Genomic DNA, 12389 nt, shown 5'->3' with positions numbered 1-12389 from the left:
TCGGATTGAGAGGCCCGCAGCCGGGCACTCCGCGACCGATCCCGCAGGGACCGGGTCCGTCGGACTTGGAGCGGCCGCGTCCGACGTGGTACAGGCGGCTCGCCCGTGAACCGGCGAGGAGGCGCCAGGATGACAGAAGACGACCGCATCGCCCTCGCCGCGGCCTGCCGGGACGCCGATTCCATACCCAAGGTTCCAGAGGCCGGGGCAGTCGTCGACGAGGGCGGACGCCGTGTCCAGATCATGCACAACGGCATGCGTGTGCTCGCCGACGCGTATTACGGCCCATGGATGACGCGACTCATAACCGCGCTTCGGGGCCATCACGAGCCGCAGGAAGAGCTCGTCTTCCACCGAGCGTTGGCCGCGTTGGAGGACGAAGGCCGAACGGCGCCGGTGATGGTGGAGCTCGGCGGCTACTGGTGCTACTACAGCCTTTGGTTCAAGAGCGCTTTTCCCGCCGGCCGTGCGATCGTGGTGGAGCCGATCGAGGAGCGGCTCGCGGTGGGTCGGCTCAACTTCGAGCTGAACGCGCGCTCCGCAGAATTCGTGACCGCCGCGGTCGACGCGGTGGCGGCGCCGCCGGCGCCGTTCCGGACAGGCGCGGAAACGGCGCAGGTCCCCCGAATCAGCCTCGATGCCCTTCGTGGTGCAGCGGGCGTCGACGCCATCGACATCCTGCACATCGACGTCCAGGGGTGGGAGCGGCGCGCACTGCTCGGCGCGCGCGACACGCTCGCGCAAGGTCTGGTAGGCTGGGTCTTCGCCTCGACGCATCGCTGGCTCGAAGAGGGGCGGGATCTCGACCTGCACCAAGCCACGCTTGATTTGCTCACCTCCGCCGGCTACGTGATCGTCGCCGCGCATACTCCGGAAGAGAGCTTCACGGTCGACGGCCTGGTGGTGGCCCGTCATCCGGATCGCCATGGTCCGGAAGCGGTACCCGTATCGACGCGCCGCGGCTGACGATGTCACGAGAGGCCTGCCATTGGAACCCGAGCGCAAACCCGTCCTCGCGATCTTCGATCGACACTCGCTCATCGACGGTCGCGGCGCGAGCTGGACGATCGCGCCGGGAGACGAGCGCGGCCATCCGTTCCTCGGCAGCTGGCCCCACAACATCGGCGACCAGTTCGTGGCCTCCGGGCTCGGCCGCGCCCTCGACGTCGACGAGTTCTACACGATCACGCGCGAGGCGACCCCGGAGCAATTCGCCTTCGTGAACGAGACCTGCAAAGCGGTCATCGTCGTCGCCCAGAATGCGATGCAGCCCGGCTGGTTCGCCCGGCACCTTCCGATCTCGTACCTGCGGCAGCTGAAGATCCCGCTGATCTTCTTCTCGCTGGGGCTGCAGTTCCGGTTCGGCGAGGACATCCTCCTCACTCCCGAGGACGTGGAGGTCTTGCGCTACCTCCACGATCATTGCGTGAGCTCGCAGGTGCGGGGCGCGATGAGCGCCGAGCTGCTCGAGCGCTACGGCATCCGGAACGCCCGCGTCCTGGGCTGCCCGTCGTTGCTGTTCCCGGGCACGCCGAACATCCGGGTGCGGGCTCCGAGCCTCGAGGACGTGTCGTTCACCATCACCGACATGGGGCGCCTTCCGCATCTCCACGCCTTCCAATTCGAGATCATGGAGGACCTGCTCGGCCGCGCCGGGCGCTTCAGCGTCGTCGGGCAAGGCGGCGAATGGGTGCTCCAGGCCTTCGTGGCGGCGCGTGACGGCGTGCATCCCTCGACGCGCATCGATTCGGACGTGCGGCTCGGCCCCGACGGTCCCGTCCTCGCGGCGCGCGGCCCGACGGCGCCGGCGCTAGGCCCGGGAGACATGATGCATTCGCGCCTCGACTGGTACGACCTCGATGAGCTCGGCCGCTCGCTGGACTGGTACTATCGAGACGCATCAGAGTCGCTGCGACGCAACATAAAGGCGCGTGCATTCTTCTCCACGTCGCTGCCCGACTACGTTCGCCGGGCCCGCGACCAGACGCTCTATGCGGGCACGCGGCTGCACGGCAACCTGATCGCCCTCACCCAGGGCACGCCGACCGTGTTCGCCGTGCACGACTACAGGCTCAAGGACATGGTCGAGTTCCTGCGCCTGCCGCACGTGAGCTACGAGGCAGGACCGCGCCGGATCGCGCTCGAGGACTGCGACTTCACCGGCTTCGAGGCGCTGATGCCGGACCTCTGGAACGGTTTCTGCGACTTCTTCGAGGAGAACGGGCTCGCGCATCGCCTGACGCGCACGCCCATCGGCAACGGAACCCAGGACGCGCGATGACGCAGCCGCTACCTCGCATCTCGATCGTGGTGCCGTGCTTCCAGGCGGCCGCCACCTTGGAGGCGACCCTCTTGTCGCTATTCGAGCAGACCTACCCCGACCTGCAGATCATCGTCATGGACGGCGGCAGCACGGACGGCAGCGTCGAGATCATCGAACGCTACGCCGACCGCCTGGCCTTCTGGGTCAGCGCGAAGGACGCTGGACAGGTCGACGCTCTCAACAAGGGGTTCGCGAAGGCCGACGGCGACGTCTTCGGTTGGCTGTGCGCCGACGACCGGCTGCTGCCCGGCGCCCTGCACCGCGTCGCCCGCGAGTTCACGGCCGACCCGACGATCGACGTCGTCACCGGCGGCTGTACCCGCGATTTCGACGGCAAGAGCGTCGTCTACACTCAACCGGCCCCGGACTTCATCGAGCGGCTGTTCATCACCAACACGGTCGAGCAACCTTCGACCTTCTGGCGAGCCGCGCTGCATCGACGGATCGGCGCAGTGGACGGGTCGATGCGCTACGCCTTCGACTGGGAGCTCTGGTGCCGGTTCACCCGGGCCGGAGCCCGTTGGAAGGCGATCCCGGACCTCCTCTCCGTGTACTACTTCTCCACCACGAACCTGACCTCGACCGGCGGCCGCAAGATCGTCGACGAGATGTACCGTATCGTAAAGACCTACGGCCCCTACAAGGGCAAGATCGCGGACGTGTACATGTTCCTGTACAAGACCTTCGATCTGCGCGGCTTCTACGATCCGGGCGCGCGCGAGACCATGCCGGCGTGGAAGCTGGCGATCTTCTACTTCGTCCTGCGCTGGCTCTACAAGCGCTACGATCCGGCATCGATCAACGCGTACAACTGGAATTTCGCGTCGCGCCAGGAGCGGGGGTTGACGTGGTGAGGGAGGAGACCGCAGAAACACGTGGCGAGGGGCGGCTGATCGTCGACTGGGATCGGGTTCGGCTGCCCGGCGTCTTCATGCCCTCGCGGACCGGGCCCTACCGTTTCGTGCTGAAATGCGGGGCAAAGAAGGTGTCGCGCGCGGCCTTCGAGCGCCGCCTCGAGGTCACCAGCTCGGACTACATCAGCTTCGTGCTCTACACGCCGACATCCCGGGCGATGTTTCCGGACATCGTCCGCGGAGACTTCGGCTTCCCGACCGTGTTTCTGCGCAACGAACGTGGTACGTTCTTCAGGTTCGCACGCGGCAATATGAAGGACTTCTTCGATATTCGTCGGCCGAACGAGCCGCAGCGTGTAGTACTTCCGTTTTCATCTTTTGTTTTCGACAGCGATCACACGAAGAACGTGGCGGATGAAGGTGACTTCTTTTCACATCTGCTCGACATGGTTTCGTTCGACTTTCTGTCCCATCCCGACGACGACATCGACATCGTCGTCGACGAGATCGCGATCGAGAAACATGCCGACCGGGCGCGCTTCGCCGTCCAGGACCTGGTCCTGTTCGAGCGCGTCGGCCAGGCTCGCCAGCTGCCCGCGTTCTCGACGGAAGCGGGGGCGATCTCGTTGGGAGTCAGCCTGAGCAGCGCGGGCGTGGCGCTGGGCGCAGCCGGCGCGACGCTCTCGCTGCGCGCCTCGCAGGAGGGCGCGGACGTCGCCGCGGCGCAGGTGACCCTCCGAACGGATCCGTGCTATGCGACCCTCGCCCTGCCGCGGCCGGGAGCGTATCAGCTGGCGGCCGAAGTACGGCGCGACGGCATGCTGCTCGCGGCGTCGGCCTGGCCGGCATGCCGCGTCCTACCCCGCGCAGCGAACGGACCGGCGACGATCCTGGGGATTTCCGACGAGTTCGAGTACGATCGCCTCGCGGCCGTCGGGGGAAGCTTCGATCGAATTCCGGTCGCGCTCCAGAGCGTCGTCGTAGATCCGTCGTGCGGCCATCGATTCGCCGCTGGCGTCGATCCGCTGCCGGTCACGCATCCCGGCCCCGGTCGCGGACGCTTCGTCGCCGCATACGCGATGCCCAAATGGCTGAGCCGCCAGGGTGATCGCCCCGACTATCATCGGTACGCCCCCGGGGATTGGGACGCCTATGAAGCGCTGATGACCTGGATGGCGGATCGTGCCCGCCGCGCGGGCGCGACCCATTACGAGGTCTGGAACGAGGCCTCCGCGCTCGGGCACTGGAACGACGACCTCGGCGCGCTGCTGCGCATGCACGAGGTCACCCAGCGTGTCTTCAAGCGCGTCGCTCCGGAAATCGTCGTGCTCGGCGGCGGCACGCACAGCTGGACGTTCGCGTTCCTCCAGTCCTTCCTGGAGGCCGGCGGAGCCGGCCATTGCGACGGCCTGGCTGTGCACGGCTACACCTACCAACCCTGGGACTATCTCGAGCATTTCGATCGGCTCGATGCGCTGCTCGCGCCCGTCCGGCGCGACAGGCCCGAGTTCAAAGCCTTCATCACCGAGATCGGCTTTCGGCACCCGGCCTTTACGCTGGAGGATCAGGCGCTGTATCTGGCGCTTTATTCCCTCGAGGCGGCGGCGCGCTCGTCCATTGGGGCATGTCTCTGGTTCCGCTTCATGAACAACCGTCCGGAACTGCTGTCCGCCTATCGCCAGAACTCGTCGTTCGGCTATGCGATCGTCGGCGCCAACAACTCCTATTGCCGGCCGAGCTATGCGGCTTTTCGGCACGTCGAGCTGCTGCTGCGGTCGGGACGTGTCGTCGCCCGCGGCCCTGCCGAAGGCCGCCGCTACGATGTCGAGGACGCCGAGGGCAAGCTCGTCGCGCGCGCGTTTTTCGGGCACGCGCCCGACCGGGCGGAGTTGCCGGCGGGATTTCGCCTCTTCGATATCTATGGCGGGCCGATCGCAGCGGATGCGGTCGGGAGGTCGCGGCTCGTGGTCGCGCGGGCGTGAACCGGCCTCGCCCTCGACACGTCGAACGCGCGCTTCGATGAAGAACGAAGCCCGAGGAGTCGAGACATGTCGCAAGCCGCAGCGCCCGGGATCATGCCGGAAGCGGCGGTGGCGTCGCGCTTGCATCGGCTCGTGTATCGTGATTTACCCGCCGCCGTGCGGCGAGTTCGTAGATGTCCGCCGGGACCCCGCGCGAACGTTCTCGAGGCGAGCAGAATGAGCACGCATGCCGATTACGCAGCGCGGGCGAAGGAAGACGCCGCGTCCGGCGAGACCGATGCTCCCAGTGGGAGATCATTCGCAGAGGACATCGCGGACGGGTTTTCGCGCGCGGATCTCGCCTGGCACCTCGCCAATCTGGACTTGAGGAACAGAAATCGGCATTCGCGGATCGGGCGCGGGTGGTTCGCGATCACGCAGGCGATCGGTGTCGCTGGGATCGGCACGGTTTACGGCAAGGTGTTCGGTCTGCCGCTCGACGTGTTCATTCCCTATCTGGCCTCCGGACTCGTCGCCTGGGCCCTGATCGCCGGGTTCATCGGAGAGGCGACCGGAACCTTCGTGGCCAGCGCCCCGTATCTCACCCAGATGCGACTGCCGCTGTCGCTGTTCGCGCTTCGCGCCGTGTTCCGCAATGCGGTGCAATTCAGCTTCCGCGCCACGGTCGTCGTGGCCGCCTTCGCCTTGTTCGGCCATGTGCCGGGGCCCGAGGCGCTTCTCGCGCTTCCCGGCGTGCTGCTCGTCCTCGCCTCGGGTGCGGGGCTCGCGCTCGTCGGAGGAATGCTCGGCGCCCGCTTCCGCGACCTGGGCCCGTTCGTCACCGCCATCTTGCCTTTCCTCTTCCTGATCACGCCCATCATCTGGATGGCCGATCGGCTCGGCGACGCTCGCTGGATCGTCGTCTACAATCCGCTCTACCACTACGTCAAGGTCGTGCGGGGTCCCCTGCTCGGCCACGACGACCTCGTGACGAGCTTCGCGGTGGTGAGCGCTTCGACCGTGCTTCTCCTGGCGGGCGGGGCGGCTGTTCTGCGGGCGGTCGGTCGACGGATCGTGTTCTGGCTTTGAACGCAATGAAGCCCATGCCACGCGTAGCACTACGCCGGGTCAATCTCGCATATCCCGTCGTCGGCGCCAGCAAGCGTCTTCTCGCCGGCGCCGACGCCGATCGGATCGGCGCGATCGGACGTGGGCTCGTCGGCGTCAACGCGCTCCGCGACATCGATCTCGTCGCCGACGACGGGAATAGGATCGGTATCCTGGGCGGCAACGGCTCAGGAAAGACCACGCTCCTGCGTGTCATCGCCGGCGTGTATCCGCCCCAGAGCGGCAGCGTTCGGGTGAGAGGTCGACTCTCCTCCATGCTCGACATCCACACGGGTTTCGACCCCGACGCGACCGGAGCGGAGAACATCGCGGTGCGCGGGCTCTTCCTGGGCGCGGCGCGCGGTGACGTACCGCGCCTGCGCGACGAGATCATCGCCTTCAGCGAGCTCGGCCCCTACATCGACCTCCCGATGCGGACTTATTCGGCCGGGATGCGGATGCGGCTCGCGTTCTCGATCGCGACGGCGGTCACGCCCGATATCCTCGTGATGGACGAGTGGCTTTCAGCCGGAGACGCCGCCTTTCGCCGCAAGGCGGAAGCGCGGATGACGTCGCTCGTCGCCGAGTCGCGCGTGCTGTTCATGGCCTCTCATTCCAGCGCGCTGCTGACCAAGGTCTGCACTCGCGGCATCGTCCTCAACGAGGGCCGGATCGTGTTCGACGGCTCGATCGAGGAGGCCATCGCAATCCACGGCCTCGGCGTCTCGGGGCACGCCGTCAGCGGCGAAGCCTTGCCCCCGCCGCGACGCGAGGCGCTCGATCGCGATGGTATGCACCAGCGGCGCTACGCCGATCTGACGGCTATCCGTGACGCGGTGGACGCTTATCGTGCGGAGACGGGCGCCTACCCGGACACCCAGGGCCGCTGGGTCACCGACCGGATCCGCGTCGGCCTCGGCCGCGAATGGGTGCCGGGCATCGCGCCTCGGTTCATCGCCTCGGTGCCGGTGGATCCCGAGGTTCCCGACGCCGACGACGAGGCGCAGTACCGCTACAAGTCGAACGGCACCGACTTCAAGCTCGTGGCTTTCCGCAGCCGCGACCTGGACTTGCTCGAGGCATCGGGTCGCGCGGACCTGCGCGACCCTGCCCGGCCCGGCTGGGCGTGGGGGTATTGGACCCCGTCCTGGGCCGACACCTGACCAGTCGGCGTCGCACGGACCTCATCGATCCTTGAGGGAGAGGCGCAGATACGACGGATCGTAGGCGACAGGGTCGTGCCTGCGGAAATGCTCCGCCTTCAACGGACCCTCCAGGGGAGCGAGAGCTTCGACGTCGACCGGCAACGGCTTCGAAACCGTTCCCGTCATCTGCGCAGACTCGAAAAGAGGCTTGTAATCGTAGTTGCGGATGATCTCGCCCTTCTCGATCCGACCGAAGAAATCCGGATCGAACGGGCGCTGCTCGACAGCCTTGGCCAGGAGCCCCAAGCGCACCACCTGCAGATCCGACTTCGTCTCCGAACGCACGTAGCAGAAGCCGACCGGCTCCAGGAAGCAGGCCCGGAGAAACAGATCGATCGCGCCGGTGCTCACGAACCAGGAGCAACTGCCGCCGAACACGAAGCTGTCATGCCGATAATCGTGGTGCATCTCGATCTCGTCGTTCACGGCACAGGCCGTTTCCAGCACGAGATATCCACCGTTCTTGAGCAGCCGTCGGCAGGTCATGATGTAGTGCAGCGGGCTGAGGACGTGATACATTACACCCGAAGCGAGTACCACATCGAAACCGAACGGCGGCTGCATCGACGTCTTCATCGGCCGCATCGGCCAATAAGAGAGAGACGACTGGATCTTGAAGAGGTACTCGACGGTCTGGTCCAGGGGCACGTGCGGGAAGTACCGATAGTTGACGCCGTAAGCCTCCTTCAGGAGGTTCACGCGAGCGGTGCTGTCGATGGTGTCGGTCGCGAGCACCTTGGCACCCCGTCGAGACAGCAGCGTGGCGAACATCCCTTCCATGGTGCTCAGGTCGACTATGGACGCGTCCTTCACTTGCAGGGCGTCCAGCACGCGTCGCGCCGCGGCGATGTTCTTGAAATCGAAGCCCCGGGTGAAGCGCCCTGGCTCCAGCTCGACCGAATAGTACCACTTCTCGTCGAAGACACTCTGCGGAATCGCCATCGTGGTAGATCCTTGTCTAACCCTGAACCGCCTGCGGAGTGCCTCGAACGCCATTTTCATCTCCACCGACGGTCAAACTGGAGGAACGCCGCCGCGCTTACCACGCAGTCCGGTGCAAGTCGACTGCCGGATAGAGCGTCCGAAATCGTCGGGTGGACGTTCCTTTTTTCTCTCAAGCCCAGCGATGATGCTTCCGCAGGGGACTATCCTCGCGGGCGAAGACGAGATCGACGTAGCCGAGCGCGTCGTCGAACGGACGAACCTGGTAGCTGACGATGTCGAGCACGGCGAAACCGAGCTCGCGCATCTGCACGACGGTGTCGCCGAAATCGGGCAGCTCCGGGCGCCCGGCCGGGTGGAACAGGTTCGTCTCGCATACGGCGACGTCGACGCGCTTGAGGAACTCGCGCCCGCCGCGCATCACGTGCATGTCGAAGCCCTGGCAATCCGTCTTGAGGAAGATCGGACCCTGGAGAGCGCGCGGCCCGAGCAGCCGATCGAGCGTCTCCACCTTGACGGTGATGGTGCCCGGCCCGCCGGCGGTGGCCAAGGTCGATCCGTCCGCGCCGTTGGCGGGCACGCGCATCGGCATCTCGCCGGGCGCGTCGCTGAGAGCGCAGGTGAAATACTCGCCTCGGTACTTACGCAAGATCTGCTTCATCCGTGGCTCGAAAGACGGCACCGGCTCGAACAAGATGTGGTAGGCCTTCGGGAACGGGTTGAGGATCTCCTGCGTCCCGTATGCCGCTCCGACGTCGACGACCGTCTCGGGCGTCAGGTTCCGCTCATTGAGATAGCGACAGAACTCTTCCAGATCTCGCATCGGGCGGCGCGGCATGGACGGTGACCCTCTTCGCTGAAGCTGGCGGACACAAACACACCCGCCTCTCGATGGCAATCGGGAGGTCGCCGCCGCGCTTGACTTCGTTCAGCCGACCCGGCAAACGTCGCGCTCGTGGGCATTCGACGGAACGAGATCGCAACCGCGCTCCGATTGCGGCAGCGGTCCGCCTTTGCCGTGGAGGACCGATGACGTCTGGAGCACAGCCTCTCATCAGCATCGTCACGCCGGTCCTCGATCGAGCGGAGATGCTGCGCGAGGCTTTGGCGAGCGCCCGCTCCAGCGAGCCGGACCTGATCGAGCACGTGGTGGTCGACGGCGGCTCCTCGGACGGCTCCGCCGACGTCGCGCGGGAGCTGGGATCGCGGGCCACGGTCCTCGTGGCGTCCGGCAGCGGCATCTACGACGCCCTCGAGATCGGCGTCGCGCACGCGCGAGGACGTTACGTCGGCTTCCTCAACAGCGACGATATCTACGCGAACGGCGCGCTCGACGCGGTGATCGCCGCGATCCGCGCCGAGCCGGTGGTCGAGCTTCTCAGCGGCCAGGCCTTCGTGTTCGACGACGGCGGCGGCCCGCCCGTTCCGACGGGCGGACGGGCCGAGCGCCTGCTGAGCCCGAGGGCGCTGGCGCGCGGGCCGATCGCCATCAATGCGCGTTTCTTCGCCCGCGGCTTGCTCGCACGTCTCGGCGGCTTCGATCCCGGGCTGCGCATCAGCGCCGATCGAGAGTTCCTGATTCGGGTTGCGCGCGCGCAACCTTCCCACGTTCTGCTGGAGCGGCCGCTCTATCTCTATCGTCGCCATGCGGGCTCGTGCACCCTCGGGGGCGATCGCGGCCGAGCGGCCCTGACCGCGCGGGAGCATCTCGCACTGTTCGGCGGCCTGGTGGGTGGCGGGCCGCTGCCGCGGAGCTGGCGGCGGGCGTTTCTCGACGCGGCCGCGGTCGAGACCGCCCGGCTGGCGTTCGCCGCGCCTCGCGATGCATTGTCCACCCTGCGCGAAGGCGTCCGCCGCGATCCGTTGCTGCTACCGCGCGTCGTAGCGGCGGCCGCCGGCGCAGCGTCGCGCCGGGCGGCGCGACGGTTCACGGTCAGCGACGCGATAAAGGAGAGGTCGGCGCGATGAACGTCCCCGGCGGCGCGACCGCCCTGTTCCCCGAGATCGAATCGTGCTCGTCATGACGCATCCCGACGACGCCCGCTCCCTGCCGGCCTCCGTGGTCGTGTGCACCCACAACCCCGACCGAGCGCTCCTGGCCAGCGTGCTCGCGGCCATCGGCGCGCAGTCGCTTTCCAGCCGAGACTTCGAGATCGTCGTCGTCGACAACAGATCGTCGCCGGCGCTCGACGCTCACGAGCTGTCGCGCATGGCGGGACGGCCGCTGCGAGTCGTGACCGAGGAAAGGCCTGGGCTGACCTACGCTCGTGTCGCCGGTTTCAAGGCGGCCCGCGGCGACATCGTGGTGTTCGCGGACGACGACAACATTCTCGACGCCGACTATGTGGACCGTGCCGTCGAGGTCGGGCGCGCACACCCCGAGGTGGGCGTCTTCGGGGGACGCTGCCGGGGCGCGTTCGACAGGCCGGTCGGTCGCCGGCGCAAGCGCTTCGCGCCCTTTCTCGGCGTGCGAGACGTCGGAGACGCGGAGCTGGTCGGCGAGGGGCTGGAATGGGGCCCGCACGAGCCGATCGGCGCCGGAATCGTCGTTCGACCCGATATCGGCGCCGCCTACTGCGCCTATGTCGACGCGCAGCAGCAGGCCGGCGCCATGGGCCGTTCGGGTAAGAACTTGATGTCCGGCGAGGACAGCTTCATCTCGCGGATCGCGCATTGCCTGGGCTACAAGGTCGGCTACTTCCCCCAGATGGCGCTCGACCACGTGATCAGCTCGCGACGGCTGGAACTCGGATACCTGCTTCGGTTGATGATCGGGCATGGACGCAGCTACGTCGTCCTGCACGAGATCGTTCACGGTCACAAGCCTGCGCGCTTCGATCGTTTTCCGACGAAGCTCCTGTACAAGGACGTGGTGTACCTGCTGCGCACCTTCGGCCTCGTCGAGGGCGTTATCAAGGGTCTTTGGCAATACGGGTATTACCGCCAGTGCGTCGGGCCCGTGACACCGTCGGGGCACTCGCTCGCGGACGTCATCGCAGCCGGCGTGGAAAGCTCGCCTCGGGGAGGCGAGACGCCCGATGAATCCGGCTGCTCCCGCGTCTGAGGCGCCAGGTCGCCTCGCCCTGTCCGTCGTCGTGCCGACCTGTCGGCCCGATACGGCCCTCGTCGCCGAGGTGTTCCGGGCGATCGCCCGTGCCGCCGAGCGAGCGCCGGGGGCCGAGGTCATCGTCGTGGAGAACGGCAGCGACACGATTTCGACCGAATTGCTCGGTCAGCTCCCTGGGGCGCGGCTGCTGCGTCGCCGGGAGGCGAACCTGGCGATGGCGCGTTGCGCGGGGATCGAGGAAGCGCGTGGCGATTTGATCGTGTTCGTTGACGACGACAACATTCTCTTGCCCGACTACCTCGCGCGAGCGCGGCAGGCGCTGGAGCAACACCCGGAAGTCGGCGTTGCGGCCGGCCGCATCGAAGGGCGCTTCCCCGCTCCGGTGCGAGGAGCGCGGCGCGTCGCTCTGCCTTTCCTGGCGGTGCGCGATCTGGGCGGCGAGGCGATCATGACGAGCGGCCCGCAGTGCGATCCCCGCGACCCCGTCGGGGCCGGCATCGTGGTGCGCCGACGCGTCGCCGAAGCGTTCGTTCAGTTCGTGCGCGCGGGGGGCTCGCGCCTCGGGCGCTCGAGCGGTGGCCTGTCGGCCGCCGACGACGCCGCCTTATGCTTGCTGGCCGACGATCTCGGCTTCAAGCGAGCCTACTTTCCGGATCTGCGGCTCACGCATGTCGTGCCTGCCCAGCGCCTGGAGCCGAGCTATCTCCGCAGGCTCGTGCGGGGCATCGGCGCCAGCGCCGCAGACCTGCAGATGCTACGGGGTGGACACACGACCCTGAGGTCGATCTCGAATGCCGGGGTCACGCTTCGTTTCTTGCGAGATTTCGCGAGACATGGCATGGGAGCGGTCTACTCGATCCAATGGACGATTGGATACAAGTCGAGGGCCGATACTCATCTTACACCGGACTGCAGTGACCGGTCATGACA

11 protein-coding genes are annotated in these 12389 nt (G+C 67.0%); 9 read left to right on the top strand and 2 right to left on the bottom strand.

Annotation, left to right across the window (positions count from 1 at the left end; translation table 11 throughout):
* The first annotated feature begins 129 nt into the window (after positions 1–129).
* From ABL310_RS09815 to ABL310_RS09790, 6 genes are all read left to right on the top strand, one after another.
* On the top strand, positions 130–966 hold the full coding sequence (locus tag ABL310_RS09815) for an FkbM family methyltransferase (protein ID WP_349371492.1): 837 nt from the start codon (positions 130–132) through the stop codon (positions 964–966).
* Between the two features lie 22 nt (positions 967–988).
* Positions 989–2281, top strand: coding sequence for a polysaccharide pyruvyl transferase family protein (locus ABL310_RS09810; protein WP_349371491.1), 1293 nt, complete (start codon positions 989–991; stop codon positions 2279–2281).
* Complete coding sequence (locus ABL310_RS09805) at positions 2278–3177, top strand: glycosyltransferase family 2 protein (RefSeq protein WP_349371490.1); 900 nt, start codon at positions 2278–2280, stop codon at positions 3175–3177. The genes ABL310_RS09810 and ABL310_RS09805 overlap by 4 nt, the downstream gene beginning before the upstream one ends.
* The gene (locus tag ABL310_RS09800) at positions 3174–5159 is read left to right on the top strand and encodes a hypothetical protein (RefSeq protein WP_349371489.1); all 1986 of its coding nucleotides are present in this window, start codon (positions 3174–3176) and stop codon (positions 5157–5159) included. The genes ABL310_RS09805 and ABL310_RS09800 overlap by 4 nt, the downstream gene beginning before the upstream one ends.
* Positions 5160–5225: 66 nt before the next feature.
* Positions 5226–6227, top strand: coding sequence for an ABC transporter permease (locus ABL310_RS09795; RefSeq protein ID WP_349371488.1), 1002 nt, complete (start codon positions 5226–5228; stop codon positions 6225–6227).
* Between the two features lie 14 nt (positions 6228–6241).
* Entirely contained in the window at positions 6242–7408 is a 1167-nt protein-coding gene (locus ABL310_RS09790; protein ID WP_349371487.1) for an ABC transporter ATP-binding protein, read from the top strand.
* A 21-nt stretch (positions 7409–7429) separates the two neighbouring features.
* Here the strand turns inward: ABL310_RS09790 and ABL310_RS09785 are convergent, their stop codons facing one another.
* Together ABL310_RS09785 and ABL310_RS09780 are read right to left on the bottom strand one after the other, a co-directional pair.
* A complete protein-coding gene (locus ABL310_RS09785) occupies positions 7430–8392 on the bottom strand; it encodes a methyltransferase domain-containing protein (RefSeq protein WP_349371486.1) in 963 nt (320 codons plus the stop codon).
* Positions 8393–8564: 172 nt separating this feature from the next.
* The gene (locus ABL310_RS09780) at positions 8565–9230 is read right to left on the bottom strand and encodes an FkbM family methyltransferase (RefSeq protein ID WP_349371485.1); all 666 of its coding nucleotides are present in this window, start codon (positions 9228–9230) and stop codon (positions 8565–8567) included.
* Between the two features lie 191 nt (positions 9231–9421).
* Between ABL310_RS09780 and ABL310_RS09775 the strand changes: the two genes are divergently transcribed.
* From ABL310_RS09775 to ABL310_RS09765, 3 genes are read left to right on the top strand one after another with little or no spacing between them, the layout of a single operon-like run.
* A complete protein-coding gene (locus ABL310_RS09775; protein WP_349371484.1) occupies positions 9422–10360 on the top strand; it encodes a glycosyltransferase in 939 nt (312 codons plus the stop codon).
* Between the two features lie 52 nt (positions 10361–10412).
* A complete protein-coding gene (locus ABL310_RS09770) occupies positions 10413–11456 on the top strand; it encodes a glycosyltransferase (protein WP_349372033.1) in 1044 nt (347 codons plus the stop codon).
* Positions 11431–12387 (top strand): glycosyltransferase, encoded by a 957-nt coding sequence (locus ABL310_RS09765; RefSeq protein WP_349371483.1) that lies wholly within the window; start codon positions 11431–11433, stop codon positions 12385–12387. The genes ABL310_RS09770 and ABL310_RS09765 overlap by 26 nt, the downstream gene beginning before the upstream one ends.
* Positions 12388–12389 lie beyond the last annotated feature (2 nt).

This window comes from Salinarimonas sp. (genome assembly GCF_040111675.1).
Taxonomy (GTDB): Bacteria; Pseudomonadota; Alphaproteobacteria; order Rhizobiales; family Beijerinckiaceae; genus Salinarimonas.
Note: the sequence above shows the minus strand (reverse complement) of the source record. Positions and strands in the feature narration are given on the sequence as shown.

What these genes read in the sequence shown, in the direction of transcription:
- ABL310_RS09815 (WP_349371492.1), top strand. Translation starts at nt 130, where the DNA reads ATGACAGAAGACGACCGCATCGCCCTCGCCGCGGCCTGCCGGGACGCC.
- ABL310_RS09805 (WP_349371490.1), top strand. Translation starts at nt 2,278, where the DNA reads ATGACGCAGCCGCTACCTCGCATCTCGATCGTGGTGCCGTGCTTCCAG.
- ABL310_RS09795 (WP_349371488.1), top strand. Translation starts at nt 5,226, where the DNA reads ATGTCGCAAGCCGCAGCGCCCGGGATCATGCCGGAAGCGGCGGTGGCG.
- ABL310_RS09790 (WP_349371487.1), top strand. Translation starts at nt 6,242, where the DNA reads ATGCCACGCGTAGCACTACGCCGGGTCAATCTCGCATATCCCGTCGTC.
- ABL310_RS09785 (WP_349371486.1), bottom strand. Translation starts at nt 8,392, where the DNA reads ATGGCGATTCCGCAGAGTGTCTTCGACGAGAAGTGGTACTATTCGGTC.
- ABL310_RS09780 (WP_349371485.1), bottom strand. Translation starts at nt 9,230, where the DNA reads ATGCCGCGCCGCCCGATGCGAGATCTGGAAGAGTTCTGTCGCTATCTC.
- ABL310_RS09775 (WP_349371484.1), top strand. Translation starts at nt 9,422, where the DNA reads ATGACGTCTGGAGCACAGCCTCTCATCAGCATCGTCACGCCGGTCCTC.
- ABL310_RS09770 (WP_349372033.1), top strand. Translation starts at nt 10,413, where the DNA reads ATGACGCATCCCGACGACGCCCGCTCCCTGCCGGCCTCCGTGGTCGTG.
- ABL310_RS09765 (WP_349371483.1), top strand. Translation starts at nt 11,431, where the DNA reads ATGAATCCGGCTGCTCCCGCGTCTGAGGCGCCAGGTCGCCTCGCCCTG.